The 21,662-nt window shown below is 39.6% G+C and carries 20 protein-coding genes; 4 read left to right on the forward strand and 16 right to left on the reverse strand.

What is annotated here, in order from left to right; translation table 11 throughout:
• The first annotated feature begins 1 nt into the window (after position 1).
• From DKG80_RS21025 to DKG80_RS00470, 3 genes are all read left to right on the forward strand, one after another.
• Positions 2-208, forward strand: coding sequence for a hypothetical protein (locus DKG80_RS21025; RefSeq protein WP_162555594.1), 207 nt, complete (start codon positions 2-4; stop codon positions 206-208).
• A 218-nt stretch (positions 209-426) separates the two neighbouring features.
• On the forward strand, positions 427-837 hold the full coding sequence (locus DKG80_RS00465) for a hypothetical protein (RefSeq protein WP_109829321.1): 411 nt from the start codon (positions 427-429) through the stop codon (positions 835-837).
• Between the two features lie 411 nt (positions 838-1,248).
• Positions 1,249-1,761 carry a hypothetical protein gene (locus DKG80_RS00470; RefSeq protein ID WP_109829322.1) on the forward strand — a complete coding sequence of 171 codons (513 nt, stop codon included), beginning with the start codon at positions 1,249-1,251 and terminating at the stop codon, positions 1,759-1,761.
• A 30-nt stretch (positions 1,762-1,791) separates the two neighbouring features.
• Here the strand turns inward: DKG80_RS00470 and DKG80_RS00475 are convergent, their stop codons facing one another.
• Positions 1,792-2,457: a response regulator gene (locus DKG80_RS00475; RefSeq protein WP_109829323.1), complete on the reverse strand. Its 666-nt coding sequence runs from the start codon at positions 2,455-2,457 to the stop codon at positions 1,792-1,794.
• 1 nt (position 2,458) lies between these two features.
• On the reverse strand, positions 2,459-4,282 hold the full coding sequence (locus tag DKG80_RS00480; protein WP_109829324.1) for a sensor histidine kinase: 1,824 nt from the start codon (positions 4,280-4,282) through the stop codon (positions 2,459-2,461).
• A gap of 393 nt (positions 4,283-4,675) precedes the next feature.
• On the opposite strand from DKG80_RS00480, the gene DKG80_RS00485 reads away from it, so the two are divergent.
• Positions 4,676-5,497: an urease accessory protein UreD gene (locus tag DKG80_RS00485; protein ID WP_109829325.1), complete on the forward strand. Its 822-nt coding sequence runs from the start codon at positions 4,676-4,678 to the stop codon at positions 5,495-5,497.
• A 149-nt stretch (positions 5,498-5,646) separates the two neighbouring features.
• On the opposite strand, the gene ureG is transcribed toward DKG80_RS00485, so the two are convergent.
• From ureG to DKG80_RS00555, 14 genes are all read right to left on the reverse strand, one after another.
• Entirely contained in the window at positions 5,647-6,375 is a 729-nt protein-coding gene (gene ureG / locus DKG80_RS00490) for an urease accessory protein UreG (protein ID WP_109829326.1), read from the reverse strand.
• Between the two features lie 49 nt (positions 6,376-6,424).
• Positions 6,425-7,114 (reverse strand): urease accessory protein UreF, encoded by a 690-nt coding sequence (locus DKG80_RS00495; RefSeq protein ID WP_109829327.1) that lies wholly within the window; start codon positions 7,112-7,114, stop codon positions 6,425-6,427.
• A gap of 5 nt (positions 7,115-7,119) precedes the next feature.
• Positions 7,120-8,832, reverse strand: coding sequence for an urease subunit alpha (gene ureC / locus DKG80_RS00500; RefSeq protein ID WP_109829328.1), 1,713 nt, complete (start codon positions 8,830-8,832; stop codon positions 7,120-7,122).
• A gap of 79 nt (positions 8,833-8,911) precedes the next feature.
• Entirely contained in the window at positions 8,912-9,661 is a 750-nt protein-coding gene (ureA, locus tag DKG80_RS00505; RefSeq protein ID WP_109829329.1) for an urease subunit gamma, read from the reverse strand.
• Between the two features lie 11 nt (positions 9,662-9,672).
• A complete protein-coding gene (gene urtE / locus DKG80_RS00510; protein ID WP_245906936.1) occupies positions 9,673-10,389 on the reverse strand; it encodes an urea ABC transporter ATP-binding subunit UrtE in 717 nt (238 codons plus the stop codon).
• A gap of 5 nt (positions 10,390-10,394) precedes the next feature.
• The gene (urtD, locus tag DKG80_RS00515; RefSeq protein WP_109829330.1) at positions 10,395-11,156 is read right to left on the reverse strand and encodes an urea ABC transporter ATP-binding protein UrtD; all 762 of its coding nucleotides are present in this window, start codon (positions 11,154-11,156) and stop codon (positions 10,395-10,397) included.
• Positions 11,153-12,232 carry an urea ABC transporter permease subunit UrtC gene (gene urtC / locus DKG80_RS00520; RefSeq protein WP_109829331.1) on the reverse strand — a complete coding sequence of 360 codons (1,080 nt, stop codon included), beginning with the start codon at positions 12,230-12,232 and terminating at the stop codon, positions 11,153-11,155. Before urtC ends, urtD begins: the two co-directional genes overlap by 4 nt.
• A gap of 6 nt (positions 12,233-12,238) precedes the next feature.
• Positions 12,239-13,804, reverse strand: coding sequence for an urea ABC transporter permease subunit UrtB (gene urtB, locus DKG80_RS00525; RefSeq protein ID WP_221409018.1), 1,566 nt, complete (start codon positions 13,802-13,804; stop codon positions 12,239-12,241).
• Between the two features lie 170 nt (positions 13,805-13,974).
• The gene (gene urtA / locus DKG80_RS00530) at positions 13,975-15,300 is read right to left on the reverse strand and encodes an urea ABC transporter substrate-binding protein (RefSeq protein WP_221409019.1); all 1,326 of its coding nucleotides are present in this window, start codon (positions 15,298-15,300) and stop codon (positions 13,975-13,977) included.
• Between the two features lie 114 nt (positions 15,301-15,414).
• Positions 15,415-15,981 (reverse strand): HupE/UreJ family protein, encoded by a 567-nt coding sequence (locus DKG80_RS00535; RefSeq protein WP_109829333.1) that lies wholly within the window; start codon positions 15,979-15,981, stop codon positions 15,415-15,417.
• A 121-nt stretch (positions 15,982-16,102) separates the two neighbouring features.
• On the reverse strand, positions 16,103-17,383 hold the full coding sequence (locus DKG80_RS00540; protein WP_109829334.1) for a hypothetical protein: 1,281 nt from the start codon (positions 17,381-17,383) through the stop codon (positions 16,103-16,105).
• Between the two features lie 500 nt (positions 17,384-17,883).
• Entirely contained in the window at positions 17,884-18,627 is a 744-nt protein-coding gene (locus DKG80_RS00545; protein WP_109829335.1) for a LytR/AlgR family response regulator transcription factor, read from the reverse strand.
• 2 nt (positions 18,628-18,629) lie between these two features.
• Positions 18,630-19,388 carry a sensor histidine kinase gene (locus DKG80_RS00550; RefSeq protein ID WP_162555595.1) on the reverse strand — a complete coding sequence of 253 codons (759 nt, stop codon included), beginning with the start codon at positions 19,386-19,388 and terminating at the stop codon, positions 18,630-18,632.
• Positions 19,389-19,391: 3 nt separating this feature from the next.
• Positions 19,392-21,587, reverse strand: a complete 2,196-nt coding sequence (locus tag DKG80_RS00555; RefSeq protein WP_109829337.1) for a peroxiredoxin family protein — start codon at positions 21,585-21,587, stop codon at positions 19,392-19,394.
• Between the last annotated feature and the right edge of the window lie 75 nt (positions 21,588-21,662).

Genomic DNA, 21,662 nt, shown 5'->3' on the forward strand with positions numbered 1-21,662 from the left:
AATGTCAAATAACACAGGATTAGAATGCCCAAAATGTAGTTTCAAAATCAAATTCACGATGGAAACGTTACTCGCACAGCAGACAGTCATCTGTCCAAATTGTCAACTGAAATTAGATATGAATGTACCCTCTGAGATGAAAGGTCATCTTCAGGAGATAGTACTAGCCGAAAAAATGATTAAGGATGTACAGAAATTTTCAAAATAGGGTATAAACATTTGCCATCAGATTTAGCATGAAGTAAAGCTTAGCCGAAGAAAGGCGGAAGATACGAATTATATATTCTATGCCTTCTCATTAGGTTGAGCGTACACGTCTATTTTGTTAAAACCTGTTAAAAATCAATAAAAACAGAATGCTTACCGTTGTTGGTGAAGTTGGATTTTATAGCTTGCGGCCTTGTTTAATTTTTAAATTATATTTTTATGGCAATTGATCTAAACCTATTGCAAACTGTAGAGGAGTGTGATAACGCACTCGACATCATCACTGCTGAAAAGACCCAAATAGAACGAAGACTGAGAAACCTAGGGGAATCTCTAGAGAGTCGTTCTGCGAGGACTATTGAAGTCACAGAGGGTATCTCAGATGTGAAAGCTATTATCGCCGGCTATACTGCGGCGATGGAAGTGATCACTGAGGGTAAGGCAAAGAGAGAACTTGCTCTCAAAGTCCAAAGAGAAGAGGCTAAACTACAGGCTCTGGAAAATCGCCAGGCCAATTATAGTTCGGTATCTCTGATCGAAGACTTAGTAGATCAAGAGCAGCTTGCAGTTCAAATCCCAGTTTTGGCAGACACGATTGTTCTCATAGAACAGCATAAAGCCGAGCTTTGATTAACCTTTGAGCCATAGCTTTAGAGGAAAACCCGACTCGTTCGGGTTTTTTTAGGTCGTTTTTGTACAAGATTTTTTCAAGTTGAAAATTTCTTGTACAAAATTTCATTTTGAGGTGTACAAGAAGTGTTTGTACAAATTTTTTTCTTGTACATAAATTTCTTGTACACATTTCGATTTGACTTTGTACAAGAAAAGTTTGTACAAATAATTTTCTTGTACAGATTATTCTTGTACAAAAAGCTCTTCTGAAGGTTGATTAGTGGGATTCTTGATCACTCATGATGCTTGAGGAGTTATTTGATAGCAATGAGTATTGGTTATCTGTTAGGTCAATTAGTAGGAAGCATTTGTGGACGGAATAGACTATGGAGACAGTAATCCATTTTATAATAGTTACTTAACTCACCAATGATTAAGAGAATCAAGCAATTTTTTCAAGTTAGTAGTATTGATTTAGCCAATTTTTCAAATACTTCTGTCAACACAATAGACTCTATTTTGGCTAATCGCCGAAGCTATAATTTAGAGATAGCACTGGCGTTGACTAAGTTGGATAAGGCTTTGAATTTAGAAAGTCCAATAGCGGAATTGTCCTATATCAGTGATGAACTAGAGAATGAGCATACTCTAATAACAGAGGCAATTCCTACGAAAATGAAAAAGCTAGAGCGAAGTTTTTTGGTTCAAAACGAGAAACTTCAAGCCATGATCTCCAAAAGAGATACCATACTTCGAGGACTCGACGCTTGCCAAAGGCTATTGGCTGACCCTAATCTTAATGCCAAGGAAATCAAATGGCTTAACAACCGAAAAGATCATTTGAAGTATCTATTGACAGAGTATTCTATTGTTCAGGTCAGATTGTTGGAAGCAAAGATTGCAGGATTGGAGAGCGAGATGAGTGTTTTGAATGAGATATAATTATTTAGTTGAGGTATGAAGTGTTGATGCTTAAGATTTTTTAGTCTCACGACCCAAAATTTGTAAAACCTCTTCGATGCTGTTGACAGAGTACTTCTTGATGACATTGTACCGATGAGCATCCACAGTCCTGACACTCAGTCCCAATTCATCTGCGGCTTGTTTGCTATTCTTTCCTTCCGCTATTAGATTAATTATTTCGGCTTCCCTTTTGGATAGGTGAATATCAGCAGTGTTTCTAGCCTGTTGGGACCCTTCATTGGTACTGTAGGTATTCTTCAAGTGCCTAATGACTACGTCTGATACCTCTCCGATGTAGTACTGTTCGCCTAAGTGGACGGCTCTGAGCGCATTCAAAAAGATTTTATTACTGGTGTCTTTTAGTAGAAAGCCCGAAGCACCCACATTGAGTGCTTTTATTACATAGTCTTCATTGTCATACAGGGAGAAAATCACGATTCGGGTGGACTCATGATTTTTTTTCACTTTTTGAGCCGCTTCCAAGCCGTTCATTTCCGGCATGTTGATGTCCAAAATAATCAGATCTGGACGGAGGCTGTCGAGCAACTCAAGTGCTTCATTTCCATTTGAAGCTTCGCCTATTACTTGCATATCAGGCTCTTTATCTATGAGTTGTTTCAATCCATTTCGAAAAATTTCATGATCATCAGCCAATACGATTTTAATCACTTCCATTTCACAAAAATATAGTGAGCTGAACAGATGTTCCAATATTCTTTGTCGAAGTGATTTTTAAATCTCCTCCGAGTAGTTCAGCTCTTTCTTTCATATTGCGCAAGCCGTTGTTTTTGGTCTTGTGTTCTTTTACAAACAATTCATTTTCATTGTATGAAAATCCCTTACCATTATCTTCGATATATAAGTCAAGTCTTTTGTGATCATTTTGAATCTTTATACTTAACTGAAGGGCTTTGGAATGTTTCATGACATTGTTCAGTGCTTCTTGTACAATTCGGAATATTCCGATTTCTATTTCTTTGTCGACATATTCGAGTAGTAGATTTTCCTCAAGATCCACTTTGAGATTAGTACTCTCGCGCATGGATTTCACAAGGTCATTGACCGCAGCTCTTAATCCAAAATCATGCAGTACGTTGGGCAATAGATTAGAACATATTCTTCTCGTCTCTGATATGATAGATTGTAATAGCCCATGAATATCCGTCAGATCTTGTGCTACAGAAGGGTGTTGAGACACAACCATTTCTAGGCGCATTCGCATACTGGTGAGCATTTGCCCTATGCCATCATGGATTTCCTTAGATACTCGTTTTCGTTCCTTCTCCTGTCCAGTGATGATGGAGTATGACCTTGTTTTTTGTTCGTCCTTTTGATTTTTAAGTTTTTCCTCCATCAGGAGTCTCAGCTCTCTTTCCGTTTTTTTTCTCTTCGTCACATCAGTGCCTATCACCAGGTATTGATAGATTTCTCCCATATTATTGAATACAGGCATGAGAGTGACATCTAACCAAAACCCTGTCCCGTCCGAGGCGTGATCAAAAATCTCACCTTGCCAGACTTCTCGTCGTCTATTTTCATCCCTGATATGACCATAGACCACACTTTCTTGACTTCCCATATTATTGTAAAAAATAGGTCTACCGACCAATTCGCTAGCGGGGTATTTGGAGACGTGGGCATATTTATCATTAGCATATAAGATATTACCAGCAGTATCTGTTTTGACTAGATAATTTGCCTTCTCTAAAGCAAAATCACGTTCTCTTAGTTCTCGGTGTGAGTTTTCCAAAACCAGATTGGCAGACTTCATCTTTTCCAGCAGCTTTTTTTGTTTTTCTTCAGAGAGCTGTAAGCTGTGCATGCTCTTTTTGACTTTTCTAGAAATAGGGTAGAAAATAAAGACGAATTCCATGACTAGCATGAGTAAAATAAAGCCAGATAGATAGTATTCAATCTTTTTCAGGTTTTTTACACTGTTTCGTGAAAACCGATCATAGTCAAATACGATCAGTTCCATACCTAGTAAATAGGACTGTTCATAACTAAGAATAGTATTGACATACTTAGAGACTATCTCCTGTCTAGGAGTCTCTTGGTACATTTCTTTGATCAGAGAGTCTGAAGCCTCAATGATCTTTTTGTATGGTCCATCTATGATACCATACATCTGTTCCAGGTCAGCACGGTCATTGGTCGGGATATCAAAGAAGGTGCTCCCAGAGATCAATCCATTGTGAGATTTTTGAAGTTGTTTGAGGGTATTGAGAAACTCCTTCCTATTCGTATCTACATTACTCCCTCTCTCTATCAGTAGAGCAGTCTTACTCAGTACCTGACTATACGTACGTAGCCGTGCTGAAATATTAATCAATCGAGAATCTTTGACCTGATTGCTTAAGTATTCTTGAATCAACCCTTGACTAAAGACTGTCACTAAGGCTATAATGGATAATGCCAAAATGTACATAAAAGTGAGCCACTTCGAAGTCTCACTTCCGTCTGGTTTTTTAGGTATACTTTGTTGTCTTTTAAAGAACATGTTGTGCCAAAATCTAAGTTCTGTTTATTTGATGTTGTAATAGTCTGGAATATTTAAGGGAATTCAGTTTAGAATTTAAATAGCTTATAAACAGTTTATTTGATAAGTGTAGTGTATGTATTTTATCAAATTTTCAGATTTCTAAGCCTTAGACTCATGTCGCCCAGCTCCAGTATATACTTCGTATCATTCATGTATATGAAATAGATAATCCAGTTTCTCAAAAGCTACTGGATATAAGCGGAAAGTTGGTAGGTCAAAAACGGTACTTAGATATTGTATTTAGTCTATGAAGCTAGACAAAAGTAAAATTACTTAAGTAAATAAAGTCGATTTTGGATTTAATAATAAGACTTCAGCTATTTTTGGAAAGAAAAACTGGTGAAGTACTGAATGGAAAAGTCTGTTATTGAATTTAAATACATCAATGATCAAACCGTATTAACTGAGCAGTTGAGTGCCAGGCCATTAAAGATCATTAATCCAAAGTCATCTAAAAAATCATGCCTCTGTATGCTGACCAATTATGGTGGAGGGTTCGTACAGGGAGATGTTACGTATCTAGATATAGCATGTAAGGAACAGACCACATCAGTAATCAGTTCTCAGGCCAATACTAGAGTCTATGAAAGTACAGGAGCTACTTGTAGTCAGTATATTGACACGATCATGGAAAAGAATGCATTTCATGTTTTTATTAACGACCCTCTAGTCATGCATCATGGAAGCACATTTGATCAAAAGTTTAAATACAGTATGCAGCAAGGGTCAGTCTTGCTGTTAGTAGATTGGTTTGCTGCAGGACGTACAGACAATGGGGAACAATATGATTTTAGATCTTACCAGTCACAGACCGAAATATTCATGTCAGACAGGTTGGTCATCAAGGATAAATTTCATCTGACACCTGACCAAATGGATATTTCTTCTCCAGCAGTGTTAGCTGATCATATGAGTTTTATGAATATATACCTAGCAGGAAATCAAGATTTGGATAGGGTAGAGATGATAGAAAATGCTCTCAATACTATACAAGCAGAGGCAGGTCAGACTGAAAATACTTATTCTTCGGCTCAGCGAATCAATGAAAATACTTACGTAGCTCGTTTTAGCTCTCCCGAGGTACTGAGTCTAAGAAGGGTGATCAGTAAAATTTCAGAGGTGCTTTCTAGTAAAGAGTTGCTGCACTTTGATCTCGTGGAGCGTAAGTATTAGGTCTTAGTCATAGCGTCTTCTTGTAATGATATGAATTCAACGCCCCTTGGAGAATCAATGAATTGATACACTGATTTCCAATAGGGCTAACTGAATATACTTACTAACTATTTACTGTTTTTACTCCACTAGATGCATATGTCAGGTTTCTAATGAGTATGCTGGTGTACTTCACCGAGCGCATGAGACTTGGCATGTAAAATATGACCGATGATTTCATCTAGACCATACTTGTCTTTAGCTCTTGCAAATAGAAATGGACCTTCACCCCGCATTTTTTTAGCGTCACGATCCATTACCGAGAGATCTGCACCGATCAATTCTGCTAGGTCAATTTTATTGATGATCAATAGATCGGACTGGGTGATGCCGGGACCTCCTTTTCTTGGGATTTTGTCTCCACCTGATACATCGATCACATAGATAGAATAGTCGACTAGTTCCTTACTGAAGTGTGCGGCTAGGTTATCTCCTCCACTTTCTACTATCATCATTTCCAGATCGGGAAACTGATCGTATAATTCCTCTAGAGCATGCATATTGGAGGAAATATCTTCTCGAATCGCTGAATGAGGACAACCACCAGTCTCTACACCGACGATGCGATCGGGGCTCAAGGCCTTGTTTTTTGTCAAAAACTCGGCGTCTTCTTTGGTGAAAATATCATTGGTCACGACTGCTAATTGCATTTTGTCTCGCAGTGCTACGCAAAGTTGTCGGATAAGAGCTGTCTTGCCTGTACCTACAGGTCCTCCGATGCCTATCGTAAATGGGCGTTTGGCAAAGTCTCGGTCTTGTTTCATAAACTCACGCTGCGCGAATTCTCCAGACCCTTCAAAGTCGAACTGGTGAAACTTAAGTGGTGGTATCTTGAACATATCTTGAATTTTTTGAATGAAAATCTATTTTTTAAGAAATACTTCCTCCTCAGTTTTGAAATAGCTTAGAGTATATCTTGTCATGGTTTAGTTGGATGACTTCTAGTAGGTAGGCTGACTTGGACGCTTCATGGTAGGGTTTCGTTTGGTAGTTTTTTAATTTCGGTAGACTCTCTTTTAGTAGTTTAGTTAGTAATAATTGACCACCCTTTGGTCCTAGAGTGCCTAGTCTGGTCAATGCACTTATTTGGTCCCTGAAAAAGGTGTAGGCAAATATTTGTCTGATTTGATCCACTGGAATTCCCAAACCAGCGCCGCCAAGTCCTAATATGATAACTTGATGGTAGGCCAATCGATGCTGGTCAAAGTAGCACATCATATCTGTGAGCTTCTTGCTTTCATATAGTGAGGTGACGAGCTTAATCCAGTTTTTGCCTAAGACTACAGAGCTCTTGTGTATGCTAGGATTGATAAGCATAGCTTCATAGGTATGTACGATCTCGATCCACTGGTTGGCGTCATCTATATAGGTGTATCCGGCATCGATGAATGGAAAATCGAACGAAATCATTTGATCCAAACAGGTTAATAAATACCTGTACACTTCATCACTAGTTCGAACATGCCCAAACTTAACCGCCGATTCCATGCCTAACGAATAGACAAAACCTCCGATTGGAAACATCGAGTCTGATAACTGGTATAGATTAATTTCGTTTTGAATTGGATTGCTACTCATGTCTATCAAAACAAGTTATACAATTGGGCTAGAGGGACTTTGGCAATAGGGTCGCAGGTAAGGTGTTTGCCTTCTACTTCCACGTGGTATTTTTCAGGATCCACTGTGATATTTGGTTCGTAGTCATTGAAATGCATATCTTCTTTGCTGATGGTTCTGCATTTTTCTACTGCTACTGGTTCTTTTGATAATCCATAGCGCTTGACCTGATCCATCGATACTTGTGATACGAATACTTTTGAGCATCCACCTACTGCCTTAGCTAATGCACCAAACATAGGTCTTGAGTAAAATGGCTGTGGTGTAGGGATTGAAGCATTAGGGTCACCCATTTGAGCTTGAACGATAATACCTCCTTTCACTATGATTTCGGCTCTTGATCCAAAAAATCCGGGTTTCCAGAGTACAAGGTCGGCGAGCTTGCCTACTTCTACAGACCCTATTTCGTGTCCAAATCCATGTGCTAGTGCAGAGTTGATGGTGTATTTGGATATGTAGCGTTTGACTCTGTAATTGTCATTATCGTTTCCTTGATCCTCGGGTAAAGCACCTCGTTGTAATTTCATTTTATGAGCCGTCTGCCAAGTCCGGCAAATCACTTCACCTACACGTCCCATGGCTTGAGAATCAGATGCGATCATAGCCAACGCTCCCATGTCATGTAAGATATCCTCAGCGGCTATGGTTTCGCCTCGTATCCTACTTTCGGCAAAAGAGACGTCTTCGGGAATGTTTTTGTCTAGGTGGTGACACACCATCAGCATGTCTAGGTGCTCGTCGATGGTATTTACCGTATAGGGTCTAGTCGGGTTAGTAGAGGAGGGGAGTACATTTTTCTCACCGCATAGGGTGATGATATCTGGTGCATGACCTCCTCCAGCTCCTTCTGTGTGATAGGTATGTATTGTTCTGCCTTTGAGTGCGTCTTTCGTGATTTCTACGAACCCACTTTCGTTGAGCGTATCGGTGTGGATGCAAACTTGTACATCGAAGGCATCGGCGACACTTAAGCAGGTGTCTATTGCAGCTGGAGTAGACCCCCAGTCTTCATGTAGTTTTAGGCCCAGCGCCCCAGCTTTTATTTGCTCTTCTAGTGCCAATGGGTGAGAAGAATTTCCTTTACCTAAAAAACCAAAGTTCATCGGGTAATCATCCGTAGCCTTTAGCATCATCTCTATATGAAAAGCACCGGGTGTACAGGTGGTGGCATTACTACCTGTAGCTGGTCCAGTTCCTCCTCCTACAAATGTGGTGATTCCTGATGCGAGTGCTTCTTCTATCTGCTGTGGACATATAAAATGAATATGGTTGTCGATTCCCCCTGCGGTAATGATCATTCCTTCTCCAGCGATGACTTCCGTAGATGCTCCAACGATCATTTCTGGATGCACATCAGGCATGATATGAGGATTGCCACCTTTGCCGATGGCTTTGATTCGCCCATCTTTGATACCTATATCTGCTTTGACGATGCCTGTATAGTCTACGATCAGGGCATTGGTGATCATCAAGTCCAAGCAATCTTCTCTGCCCAGACCGGATGCTTGTCCCATGCCATCCCTAAGCACTTTACCGCCACCAAATTTGCATTCTTCACCATAGACCGTATAGTCTTTTTCTACTTCGATGGTGAGACCTGTATCGCCCAATGTAATTTTATCTCCGGTAGTGATACCATACATATCTGAATAGGCATCTCGATGTATTGTTTTGCTCATTGTATTTTGTCTAGGTTTTCTGATTTAATCGCAGGCGTTAGCCCATTTGGTCAGGCGGGTTGCATTAGGTTAGGTCAGCTTAGGTTATGTATCCATGTGATTTCATTTTATCTAATATTTCAGGTGTATTGGTTTCGTCTACTACACCATTGATTAGATTATTACCGCCCAATATTTTTTGTTCACCAGCCATATCCACTAGATGGACTTCTTTCTGTTCCCCCGGCTCAAATCTTACCGCAGTTCCTGCTGGAATGTCTAATCGATAGTTGAGTGCTAGAGCTCGGTCAAAAACTAAAGCTTTATTGGTTTCTGCAAATGGATAGTGTGATCCGACCTGTACGGGTCTATCTCCGCTATTGAGCACCAATAGTGTTAGCGATATTCTTCCTTCATTCAATACTATAGGAGTGTCTTGCAAGATTTTCTGGCCTGGTGATTCGTTTGAAATATTATCAATCTCTAGTTTTTCGGCTGATTTAGTGAGACCGGAACCATAGAGCGCCAGATTGTTGTCCAGTACGTCGTTGCAAACTGGATGATGAACTGTGACTAGCTTAGTACCATCAGGGAAAGTACCTTCTACTTGTACTTCGTCCATTAAGGAAGCTACACCGGGCATCACATCTGCTATGGACAGGATTTGCTTTCCTAGGTTCATTAGTTTGGATACGCTGTACCCTTCGCGAATAAGTTCCAAAAGTTGAGCAGAGATAAGTGCTACTGCTTCGGGATAGTTAAGCCTTATTCCTCTAGCGTACCGCTTTTGGGCTACAAAACCGGCTTGGTGCAACATAAGTTTGTCGAGGTCCTTGGGGGATAGTCGCATAGTTTATAAGGTTATATTGAATTGAATTTATTGATCTCCTCAGCAGTGATGTCTGTTGCCTTTGATTCGTGAACTACCTTTCCTCTACTGAAAAAATAGTAGTGATCTGTAATCGGTAGGGCAAAATCTGTTTTTTGTTCTACCAACAAAATAGAGATGTTCTTTTCTTCTTTTAGGCGCACAAGTATTTGTGCGATCTCTTGACTGATAGACGGTTGTATCCCTTCAGTGGGTTCGTCTAGTAATAGTAATCCGGGTCTGCCAGTGATGGCTCTCGCAATAGCTAATTGCTGCTGTTGTCCACCGCTTAGGTTGCCTCCCAGCCGCTTGCGAAACTCCTTGAGAATAGGGAATAGATCATAAATTTCTTCTTCGGGTATGGTTTTCTCTTTAGTACTTTCTAATCCTAATCGGATATTTTCATATACAGTCAGCTTAGGGATAATCTCACGACCCTGAGGAACATACCCTATTCCCAATCGGGCACGTTTGTGAGGCAATAGTTTATTGAGTACCTGTCCTTGATAGGTGATCTCGCCATTAGCGGTTTTTAGTAATCCCATGACAGTTTTTAGAAAGGTGGTTTTGCCTACTCCATTTCTTCCCATGATGGTAGTAACGGAGCCTTTCTTAACATTTAAATCAACTCCCCAGAGGATCTTACTTTGTCCGTATGCAGCTTCTACAGCTTGTGACTGTAGCATATATTCACTTGTCATCTCATTCATGATTACTATTCAGTTAATTGTAATGCTGCACCAGTTCCTAGATAGCTTTCTATTACCCCTTTATCATTCCGAACATCATTAAAGCTTCCTTCAGTGAGTAATTTTCCTCGTACGAGTACACTCACTTTGTCCACAGCGATCTGTTCTACAAAGTGCATGTCATGCTCGATGACAATGATTGAATGGTGTTGCATCAAATTAAGAATTAACTCTCCGGTTCTATAGGTTTCTTTGTCAGACATACCTGCAGCTGGTTCGTCTATGAGCATCAACTTCGCATCTTGTAGGACGACAATGGCTATTTCTAACCACTGTTTCTGACCATGTGATAAACTGCCTGCGAGGTGAGTCATCTCTGATTCGAGTCCTACTTTCTTGGCTACTTCATGGATTTTATCTTCAATCTCAGAATTGATCTTGAAAAAAAGTGAATGCCATATTCCTTTAGGCATCCGACAGGCCAACAACATATTGTCATACACTGTTAAGCTGGTGAAAACGGAAGGTTTTTGGAATTTTCGTCCTATACCCATTTCAGCAATATCTACTTCTTTCAGTCCCAAAATAGATTCTCCTCTGAAAAGGGCTTCTCCTGAGTCGGCTTGCGTCTTGCCACATAGAATATCCATGAAGGTTGATTTTCCTGCTCCATTGGGACCGATAATGACGCGTAGTTCATTTTTTTGAATCGAAAATGACTCTAGATCTAGTGCCTGTACACCTCCAAATGCTACTTTTAATTGGCTGACTTCTAATATTGAACTCATAGTTTTGAAGTGCGTTTGTTAGAAATAATTGATTTTATTTGGGCTGGTAGTCCGATCAATCCGTGGTCTAGATAAAGTACAGTCACCACGAATAAAATCCCTAAGACATATAGCCATGATCCTGGAAGGAGTGAAGTGAAGATGCTATATAGAAAATTGACAAACAACGTTCCCAGTACTGCTCCTTTTAAATTGCCTCTGCCACCCAGTGCCACCCAGACGATCATTTCTATAGAAGATTTAACTTCCATTCGACCGGGGGTAATGATGCCGGTCTGTGGTACATACAGCATACCACCGATCGCGGCGATCACAGCGGCCAACACAAAAACCGCTAATTTGTAATTTTGGACCCTATAGGTAGCGTAGCGCACACGAGATTCACTGTCTCTTATGGCAACTAGCACCTTTCCAAATTTTGAATTGACCAGTTTTTTTGTGCCCCAGTAAACCAGTACTAATACCATACAAGACAACAGGTACAGTGATAGTTTGGTTGTAGAAGTGGTAAGGTCGAATCCAAGTAATGTCTTAAAGTCTGTCAGTCCATTGGTACCTCCAAGAAGTGTCTCATTTCTCAAAAATAGCAACCACATAGCCAGTGCTAGTGCTTGTGTAATAATGGCGAAGTAGACTCCTTTTAGCCTGCTCCTGAATATAAAGTAACCAAAAAGCATCGCAAAAATAAGAGGTACCAATAAGGTCGTGAGCAATGCCAGAGGAAAGGAATAAAACGGCTCCCAAAAAAGGGGTAAAGTATCGACTTGATTCCAGACCATAAAGTCTGGAATAACGGCACCATATACTCCAGTACCTTTATCAGCTAACAACATGTGCATGGCAATCCCATATCCTCCTAGGCAAAAGAAAAACGCTTGACACATACAAAGTACTCCCGTGTATCCCCAAAGAATATCGACACTAATGGCAGCTATGGCGAAGCAAAAGTACCGCCCCCATAGTGATACAGTGTTGACAGATACTAGGTCTAGTGCGTAACCTATAGGGAGGAGGATAAGAAATACACCTAGAAAAAGGAGGTATTCATAATTTTTAAAAACAGCCTTGATTTGCATAGTGTTTTAATCTTCAGAGATTCTTCCCTTAGCAGGAAATAGTCCTTTAGGTTTAAATTGTAAAAAGATCATGATGACTATAAGAATGATGACTTTGCCATATACTGCATGGAATATGGGTTCTAATGCCTTAGTGAGTTGACCAATACCTAGTCCAGCGATCACAGAGCCAAATAGATTTCCTACGCCACCGCTCACTACTACTAGAAACGAATCGACTACATAAGTTTGTCCCATATCAGGTACTACATTTCCAATCAATGTGATACAGCAACCAGCCATGCCTGCGATTCCGGAGCCGATGAAAAAAGTCATAGCATCTATCTTGGCAGTTGAAATCCCTAGGCAGGCACTCATGTCTCTATTTTGAGTTACTGCACGTATCCGCAATCCATTATTGCTTTTGTATAAGAAAAAGTACACTAATGCTACTAATACAATCGTCATAACTATGATGAAAAGGCGGTTGTAGGGCAAAACGAGCTGAGGGATAACTTCCCATCCTCCAGATAATACAAAGGGGGTGCTCACTGAGGTCAAGTCTCCAAATATGGATCTGGCTAGCTGGATCAATATCAAACTAATTCCCCATGTGGCTAATAAGCTTTCCAGTGGCCTGTTGTATAGTTTTCTTAGGACGAGTCTTTCTATCAATAATCCAAATGCTCCTGCTACAACAAATGCTAGTGGAAGAGATAAAAAGAAAGAGAGGTTGCCTGAGGAGTTTGGAGAGATACTGTTAAAGATTTCTTGCACGCAAAAAGTAGTATAGGCTCCAATCATCATGAATTCGCCATGTGCCATGTTAATTACTCCTGCCAGACCATAGATGATGGATAGTCCAAGTGCGATCATGATTAAGATACTTCCTAAACTTACTCCACTGAAAGCATTTTGAATCAACGCTATTCTACTAGCTCGATCCTCCAAATCTTCTTTTTGAGTCAAAATGTATGAGTAGCTAGGATGACTTTTTGGTATTTGCTCGAGATACTGTTCAAGTATGTATGCCGTATTATCGCCTTGGTTGGAGACTAGTTGATCTACTAATGAGTGGACTTTTTCTGTGATTTTTGAGGATTTAAGCTGAATGGACAGGATGGTTTCCGTTGCCAGACGACTCATGTAATTATCATTTTCTAAATCTCTGGCGTCAGATAAAATTTTGAGGTCTTCAGGGTTTCCATTTTGTTGAAACTGTACAAAAGCTAGTTTCCGTGTCTCTAGTTTTGGGCTTACTAAATTTACATAAGGCAATACTGGTAGTAAAATGAGTCGCGCTGGTCTTGAAAATCGAACTTCTGTTAGTTCCGCTCTCTTTTTGGCCATGACACCACCTTGGTTGTTTCGAAGAATTTTTGTGTCAGGATATACCTTCAATACTTGATATTCATCACTTCGGTCAGCCGCTATTGGCTCCCCGATAGTGACCAGTTGCTGGTCATACAAGTACAGTCTTTTTTGATTGATGGCGCTAATCAATGGGAAGTGCTCTATTTTTTTCTCCCTGACTAGCTTTTCAAGCGCTTGTGTTCTCAAGGCTTGATCTTTAGATATCAGTTGGCTTGTCATCTCGTCCGGTTGAGCGAGCATAGACAATGGTATAAATATCACCACTAAGAGGAGTGTATAATATCTGAAACGCAATATGATAGAAAGTTAAATCGTGAAGGGAACTAGTCCCGTTAAGTAAACCGGGTAGCAAACTAAGCGCTACCCGGACATCATGAATTTTTGTGTTTTTACATCTTGGTGTAAGTACCACCGTGATTTACGTGGTCACAGCTTTTGTTAGGAGAAGTATATTCTGACCAAGGTTGTGGATCTACCAGTCCTGGGGTCTCCCAGATTACATCAAACTGACCATCTGCTCTTATTTCACCGATTTTAACTGGTTTAGCTAAGTGATGATTTTTAGGGTCCATTTTGACTAGCCCTCCTGGTGATTCAAAAGTAGAACCATACAAAGCTGGTCTTACCTTGTCTACATCAAGAGTTCCTGCTTTTTCTACAGCAGATTTCCACAAATACACACCAGTATATGCCCAGCAAATCGGATCATCTGTCACACGAGTATCTCCACCCGGCAATCCGTTCTTTTTACAGAATGCTCTGAAATCAGCTACAAACTTGTCATTGATCGGGCTAGATACAGATTGATAATAATTCCAAGCGGCCAAATGACCTACTAAAAATTCGGTATCCATCGCTCTGAGCTCGTCCTCTGCTACAGAGAATGCCATGATAGGACAAGTGGCTGCTGACAATCCTTGATTCGCAAATTCCTTGTAAAAAGGTACATTTGAGTCACCGTTGATGGTACTTAATACACAAGCCTTGCCACCTACTGCAAAAGTCTTAATCTTAGAGACTATCGTCTGGTAATCTTGGTGATGAAATGGGGTGTATTCTTCGATGATATTAGATTCAGGAACTCCTTTAGCTAATAGGAATGCTTTCAAAATCTTGTTAGCCGTTCTAGGGAAAACATAGTCAGTGCCTAGCAAGTAGAACTTTTCATAAGCTCCACCTTCTGGACTCATTAGATATTCTGCAGCAGGAATTAATTGCTGATTAGGTGTAGCTCCAGTGTATATTACATTGGCAGAACACTCTTCACCTTCATACTGAACAGGGTAAAAAAGTAGGCCGTTATGTTCTTCGAATACTGGAAGTACAGATTTTCTGGAGACAGAAGTCCAGCATCCAAATACTGCTGATACTTTTCTATCTATCAATAGCTCTTTGGCTTTTTCTGCAAATAAGTCCCAGTCAGATGCAGGGTCAACGACTACTGGTTCTATCGGCATGCCTAGTACACCACCATCAGCGTTGATCTCTTCGACTGCCATTTCTACGACATCTTTTAGAGATACTTCTGATATAGCCATAGTACCGCTCAATGAGTGGAGGATACCAATTTTAGCCGTTTTAGTTTCAGCCGGAGCTTCTTTGGTCTCAGTTTTTTTACTGGGCGTAGAGCAAGAGATTAGTACACTTCCTATTGCTGCAATCATGACCTGAAAGAGCAGTTGGAAAACGTTTAATTGATGTTTTGTTTTTCGCATTTTATGTAAAATTTATTAGGGTTTATTTTTTGAACAATCGATAGAGTCTTTGATACAATAATTTATGTTATTCATATTTCTGATTTCATGAAGAGTAAGACTTTGGTTCTATTCTTAAATATGATTATAAATAATAAATGCTCCATAAATTATAGAAGCAAGTGCTGTTACAAACTGTATAGGTTTTAGTTGACGAGATATGGAAGAAATCTGAGATATAGCGACATTGATGATGCCCATACCAATGATGGCTCCAATAGAAAATAACAATAGACTGGTGGATTGACCTCCAAAGCTGGTGTCTGTCGTGAGTCCTGCCAAAACAACGCCTGCAGAACCTGCTATTCCATGAATCAAACCAACAGTCAGGTAATGATGTCCGTCTGTTTTGGTATTCTTTCTTTGAAAAAATACTAGACGGTATATCCCCATAGCAACCAATAGTATACCTACGGGCAATTCTAGCTTGATTGGGATGCCAGACAATACGAATACTTCTAAACTCATATAAATCAATCCACAGATTAAGATTGGTATGGAATGACCTACTCCCCATGAAGCGCCTTTTACTAAAAGCGATTTGATGTTTCGGTTCTCACCATCATTTAATGTAGCGACAGCTAGTAAATGGTCAGATTCAAAGCAATGTATGATGCCTAGAAGAAATGGAAATAGTGTCATGTTTTTGGTTTGATTATAGTTTTTAAGGGTCTAAAAGATTTTAGAAGTTATTTTGTATCAGAGCAATTTTGCTCCTCCACAGGTTGTAACTATTATTTATGAATTAGTAGTTGACGGTCTTTTAGAAAACAAAGAATTGTAACTGTAGCCAGATTTGACCATAAGTTCCATCTTCAGTCATTCCAGTGTCGGTATTGAATCCTTTTCGAGTAGAACTAGTGTATGACAATCTGATGTTCGAACCATAGCCATTGTAGAAGTAGTTGATTCCTCCTCCAAATATGGTAGTTGAATTGAAATCATCGAAATCCGAAGTGGAAGCAAAATCACCGATTTGCTCTGGTTTAGAACTCATATTTTGGCGTTCATACCTGATCCAAGGTTGGATTTTTGCGCTTTTGAAATAATATCCCAACTCTAAAAACTCGACTGTTTGTGCTGGTATCATTGAAGCAAATGAGTAGTCGTTTTCCAAGTCAGTACCGCCTGTCATGTAGGTAAAGGCTGTATTGAGTGTTACAGAGCCTGCTTCACCAGCCGGCATGTCTAAAAAGAAGTCGCCTCCTATATTGTAATATGTTCCTTGAACATCAGCTCCAATCGCCAATGCAGCTGTCTTTCCTGCTCCTAGTTTAGTGCCGGCGTAATAGTAATCCTTTTCTGCGTCAAAGAAATTATAGGCTAGACGACCTACGATTCTTGGGGTAGTTTTACCGCTAGCAAATGCACGTCGACCTGTAAACAATCCAACTCTGTACTCAAGTTGATCATCTAGAAAGAAACCCCTTACGTTGACTCCTAGATCTCTACCAAAATTGTTTTCTAATGGCTGACCTTCAAATAGGTTATATGGGTATTGGAAAAAAGTAAAATCGTTGGCCATAAGTGATGCGGCACCTTGTAGTCCGTTTCTGTTGTGAGAAACTAGCTGCTTACCTGCTACTATCATGTGTCCTCCTCCTAGTTGGTGCTCATACTGGGCATCTAAGATGATTTGAGCTACTTTTATGTTTTTGGTACTGTCATTTTTAAGCCCACCAACTATAGTAGGAAGTTCTGTTTCTAAGAAAAAGCTTCCGTTCTCAGATAGTTGTCCGCCTACAAGTATTCTAGCTCTGTAAAGACTAAACCCTGTTCCCCATCCGTTGGAACCATTATCGTAACTAGTTGCGCCTACTCCAAACCCAGACTGCTGTGCTGAAGCGAACATATGGACTATGGAACCTACGTTGACTGAGGGTTTGAAAGGTTCATCATCTGCTGTTGTTTCATTCTTGTTTTCTTCTTTAGCTTCAATTTGAGGAGCTTCTCTCAGATACTTTAATTTTTCGTCTGCTCCTCCGGCCATTGTTAGTTGGATTAGACCAAGCCAAACAAAAACGCCTAAATAGAATTTTTTCATTGTTTTAGTTTTTAAATATGTTAGAGATTATCTGAAGTGTTGTGATAAAATACTTAAGCAATTTATTTGTTTGAGTTAAAAATACTTAAGTAATTCTGTTTGTTTTTGGCCGGTTTCTTAGAAGTGATAAAAAAACATTTTGTTATATGTAATTAACTGGTTGAAAATATGATGTATTACATGTTACGGTAATAGCAGAGTGGTATTTAGAGGGGTACTTTAATTCAGCTACAGGAGGAAAGGTACTTAGAGCAGCGTACTCTTTTCACTTTAAGAAATCGCTATTAGCCTTTTTATACATTGGTTTAAAGTAAGCTTAAAAAGTGTCTGGAAATCTTGAATTAATGCCAGTCTGAATCAACGAAGTAGATTTAATGCTCTTTCGTCTTCAAGGATATGGAATTCAGTAATGAGATAAGTTCTTGTTGTTCCTTAGTTACAAATAAGGATTTACTACTTAAGTATTTTTGTGAAAATTGATTGATGATGTGTGAAGGTAATTACCCTTTCAATTGTTGGATCACTTCTTCCTTTCGGCGTCTGGATATATGTGCGATAGACTGATCCGACATGACTAAGTAGCCGCCATCACTTTTGACGAACGAGCTGATATGTGCTTTGTTGATGATGTGAGCTTTGTGAGTTCTGATAAAACCAAATTCTGCTAGCAGACTTTCGTATTCAGAGAGAGGTTTGGATGTTAGTATTTCAGGACTGTCTGCTATGAAAAAACGAGTGTAGGCACCTTCTCCTTGACATCGAATGATCTTGTTGATTTCGATAAATTCAATTTTATCTGAAAAGGTGAGTGCGATACGCTGTCTCTCTCTGCCTATGTGTTCGTTGGTTAAAAAGTTTTGGAGTTTACGATTCCATTCAGATTGAAGTTTTTCTAGTTTATTGACTGCACCGATCAGCTGTAGCGCATCGATAGGTTTTAGGATATAATCTAGTGCAGAAAACTTAATAGCTTGGATAGCAAAATGATCATAGGCCGTTACGAATATGACTTTAAAGTCTGGATTGTCGAAGAATTTCAAAACTTCGAAGCCATTTCCACCTGGCATTTCGATATCCAAAAAAACCAATTCAGGAGAATGTTCCTGAATGGTTTTGATCCCTTCGACAGCAGAATTTGCCTGTCCTATAATTTGAACATTAGGGCAGTGCTTAGAGAGAGTCCCTTTGAGATTTTCCCTGCCATTGAGTTCGTCGTCGATGATTACTGCCCTAATGTTGTTCATTCTTATTCTGATTCAAGACATAATTTTACAGAAGTACCGCATGCTGATCCATCCGATTTTTTTAGGTCCTTGATCTCAAACTGATACTCAGTATTGTGTTTTTGAGATATCAGCTTTAGCCTTTCTTCCGAAAATGCTAGTCCCTTACCATTACCAGATGGTTTAGGAGTTAAAAAGTCTCTACCCGCACCATTATCGAGGATTTCCATACAAATATAGTTTTGCTCGTTGGAGATAATGATTTTTAGTTCAGCACCTGCCTTTTTGCCCGCAAGTCCATGAATGATAGCATTTTCTACGATGGGTTGAAGCAATAGAGGAGGTACATAAAAGGCGTAAATATCTACATCTCTTGTTTCTATCTCATACTCAAAATCAAACCTGAGTTGTTCGATGCCAATGTACTCCTTCAGAATATCTAATTCTTCACTTAATGTGATTTCGTCTTTTGAACTGTGATTCAATATGGCTCTGATCAGCTTAGCAAACTTTGAAAGGTACCTATGCGCCTCGTCGTTTTTCATTTGCTGTACAAGGTTCTGAATAGAATTCAGGCTGTTGTACAGAAAGTGAGGGTTCATTTGCGCTCGAATCGCTGTTAGTTCCAAGTCTCTTACTTTAGCATGCAGGTTTGCAGTCTGGAGTTTCGTTTTAGCTATTTGTCTATAGACTACTCCTAGGATCAGAAGAACAATCACCAGAGCGAATAGGCCATACAAAAGGGTCTTGAGTTCTTTTACTTCGCGATTCTCTTCGCTCACCGTTCAGCCGGGTTCTAGTCTACTTAGTAGAGCCTGAGGGTGTTTTAAGAATATAAATGGAGAAAGCGATTTTTTCAGCAGTCTGCCCTCCGAATCAATGAGTATCTGTTCTGTGTAACTATTGAAATAGAATTTTTCTCGGAGAAGGTCAGATTTCTCCGTCGAGAGTAGAATATGCTTCTTCAAATCCTCATCAATAGTATGGTTCATCACCTTATCTTTTTTCCTATCCAAGGAAATAAATAGTAGCTGAATGTCATTTTTAGCCATGAAATCAGCAATCTCTTTTCCTTGTTTGTCCAGATAATTAGAACAACAGTCACTCCTCCAAAACTGGATGAAAACTGGCTTGCCACGGAAGTCCGATAGCTTGACTTTTTTACCGTTCATATTCTCCAGTTCGAAGTCATAAGCCAAAGAACCGGGCTTTACTTTGTTAGCTTTTTGATAAGCTTCTTTCATCCACTGAGCTCTTATGGAGTTGGGGTACTCAGATTGAAAGCGGGAATGAAGCTGCTCGAATACACTCCAGTCTCCTCTATTCATTGCGTCCAAAACAGTAAGGTACTTCAGTAGATGCTGTGTCCACCCAGAGAATGAAGAATGAGCTATAGAATATTCATTGAGATACTGACCACCGTCTTGAGTTTGATTGGCAAGTGCGCCATACCCTATACCAGTAAGTGTACGGATCTGTTGACCCAAAATATAGATAGAAAAGGTTTTGATGTAGTATTGGTACCCACTAGCAAAACTCATCAGGTCATTGTCAGCCTGGCTGAATTTGTGCAGGTCAAGGCGCTCAATTTGTCCCAAATATTTGTCTCTGCTCGATAAAAATTTCGAGTTGAAGTTTCGCATGTTTTCAATATGCGTATTCCAGTATTCGGCTAAATAGATTTCAGGAGCAAGTAAGTGTTGTTGACTATTGATGTACTCCTGTTTCTTAGTGATTAAATTCACTGTAGTATCAAAAGCCTGCTCTAGTGTCATATTGACCATCGTTTGCCTCATTTTTCTTGACAAAGACTTTTGGAAAGAGCCATTCTTCTTTTCGACCAGGTACTTCGCAAACATGTAGTTGATGTTTTCCGCTCCTAGACCAGTTGCCTGTATGGTTTGGTTAAAGTTTTTAGTATCCAATGTGATATCTACATCATTTCCAGGGAGCAGGTAGAATTTTGCTTTTTTTCCATGAATTAATTCTACAGAAGTCAGTTGATCAATCTGAAGTCTAATTTCGAACGTATTGTCTTCTCTTAGTGGAACCTTGATTTGATATCGATTGTACCTATTTGGTTTTCTTTCATTCCATTTAAGAAACACTAGCCTCTTTTCTTCAGGGTCGGTGATACGTCCAGTGATACTGACATTAGTAGAGAAAAAGGTGGTGTCTTTCTCTTGTTTATTCTTACTGAAAGAACATTGAAAAGGTATAGGTTCATGATCGATCAACTGCGTTCTATTCATGAATTTACCTGGACTTAGAGGCTTCAGAGGATCGTATGATTTAGGAATGTCAATGATAGAAAAAGACTGTTCATTTATTAGTATTCCTCTTTGCGGATCAAATGTTTTGACGAAGTACTTTTTTTCATTTTCGAGCTTAATCGATACCTGATCTTCGGAGTTGGTAAGTATATCCCATGTTTGTTCTTCAATCTTTACTTCTTTGCTATTGGCTCCGATCTTCTGGGATGGAATGAAATATTTTTCAAAATACTTTTCGGTCACCATCCAAGGGTGTTTGAGCATTCTAGGATAGTTGTGTGTAGCAGAATCCAGCAAAGTGAGTTCTGAAACTTTACCAGATTTACTTAGTTTGAACTGCCAGTAGGGAATAGGAGTAGTGGTATTGTTTGTAGTGTCTTTTACTAAACTTTTGTAGAAAAACGAATTGGATACCCAGCTGCTTTCGTTGTCTTTCTTTGATCTTACATAGTTTTTAACCTGCTCTTTGCAAGCCTGGATAATGTAGGATTTCTTGTTGCTTTCAATAATGTCTAGTACGATCTTATTTTTGTAATAATGCTCACCAAATAGTCCTAGTCGCTTGTCAGGGAAGTTTTCATCTCGGCTAATCTGATTGAAGTCAGAGGTCATATACTCTAACCTTTCACCTTTTTTAAGATTGACCGTTTGTGCGAAGGACTGGACTGCTGTCCATGTCAGTGCCATTAGTAGGAGTGTTCGTTTCATAATTGTATTTTGGAATGGTTATGAAGCGAACATATAGTGAATGGGCTAGGGCAGTTGAGCATGTTTTATGATCGG

The sequence above is a fragment of the Reichenbachiella versicolor genome (assembly GCF_003171675.1).
Classification (GTDB): domain Bacteria; phylum Bacteroidota; class Bacteroidia; order Cytophagales; family Cyclobacteriaceae; genus Reichenbachiella; species Reichenbachiella versicolor.

What these genes read in the sequence shown, in the direction of transcription:
- DKG80_RS00495 (WP_109829327.1), bottom strand. Translation starts at nt 7,114, where the DNA reads ATGAGTAGCAATCCAATTCAAAACGAAATTAATCTATACCAGTTATCA.
- DKG80_RS00465 (WP_109829321.1), top strand. Translation starts at nt 427, where the DNA reads ATGGCAATTGATCTAAACCTATTGCAAACTGTAGAGGAGTGTGATAAC.
- urtD (WP_109829330.1), bottom strand. Translation starts at nt 11,156, where the DNA reads ATGAGTTCAATATTAGAAGTCAGCCAATTAAAAGTAGCATTTGGAGGT.
- DKG80_RS00470 (WP_109829322.1), top strand. Translation starts at nt 1,249, where the DNA reads ATGATTAAGAGAATCAAGCAATTTTTTCAAGTTAGTAGTATTGATTTA.
- DKG80_RS00480 (WP_109829324.1), bottom strand. Translation starts at nt 4,282, where the DNA reads ATGTTCTTTAAAAGACAACAAAGTATACCTAAAAAACCAGACGGAAGT.
- DKG80_RS00540 (WP_109829334.1), bottom strand. Translation starts at nt 17,383, where the DNA reads ATGAAAAAATTCTATTTAGGCGTTTTTGTTTGGCTTGGTCTAATCCAA.
- urtB (WP_221409018.1), bottom strand. Translation starts at nt 13,804, where the DNA reads ATGACAAGCCAACTGATATCTAAAGATCAAGCCTTGAGAACACAAGCG.
- ureC (WP_109829328.1), bottom strand. Translation starts at nt 8,832, where the DNA reads ATGAGCAAAACAATACATCGAGATGCCTATTCAGATATGTATGGTATC.
- ureA (WP_109829329.1), bottom strand. Translation starts at nt 9,661, where the DNA reads ATGCGACTATCCCCCAAGGACCTCGACAAACTTATGTTGCACCAAGCC.
- urtC (WP_109829331.1), bottom strand. Translation starts at nt 12,232, where the DNA reads ATGCAAATCAAGGCTGTTTTTAAAAATTATGAATACCTCCTTTTTCTA.
- DKG80_RS00475 (WP_109829323.1), bottom strand. Translation starts at nt 2,457, where the DNA reads ATGGAAGTGATTAAAATCGTATTGGCTGATGATCATGAAATTTTTCGA.
- DKG80_RS00555 (WP_109829337.1), bottom strand. Translation starts at nt 21,587, where the DNA reads ATGAAACGAACACTCCTACTAATGGCACTGACATGGACAGCAGTCCAG.
- DKG80_RS21025 (WP_162555594.1), top strand. Translation starts at nt 2, where the DNA reads ATGTCAAATAACACAGGATTAGAATGCCCAAAATGTAGTTTCAAAATC.
- DKG80_RS00545 (WP_109829335.1), bottom strand. Translation starts at nt 18,627, where the DNA reads ATGAACAACATTAGGGCAGTAATCATCGACGACGAACTCAATGGCAGG.
- ureG (WP_109829326.1), bottom strand. Translation starts at nt 6,375, where the DNA reads ATGTTCAAGATACCACCACTTAAGTTTCACCAGTTCGACTTTGAAGGG.
- urtA (WP_221409019.1), bottom strand. Translation starts at nt 15,300, where the DNA reads ATGCGAAAAACAAAACATCAATTAAACGTTTTCCAACTGCTCTTTCAG.
- DKG80_RS00485 (WP_109829325.1), top strand. Translation starts at nt 4,676, where the DNA reads ATGGAAAAGTCTGTTATTGAATTTAAATACATCAATGATCAAACCGTA.
- urtE (WP_245906936.1), bottom strand. Translation starts at nt 10,389, where the DNA reads ATGAATGAGATGACAAGTGAATATATGCTACAGTCACAAGCTGTAGAA.
- DKG80_RS00535 (WP_109829333.1), bottom strand. Translation starts at nt 15,981, where the DNA reads ATGACACTATTTCCATTTCTTCTAGGCATCATACATTGCTTTGAATCT.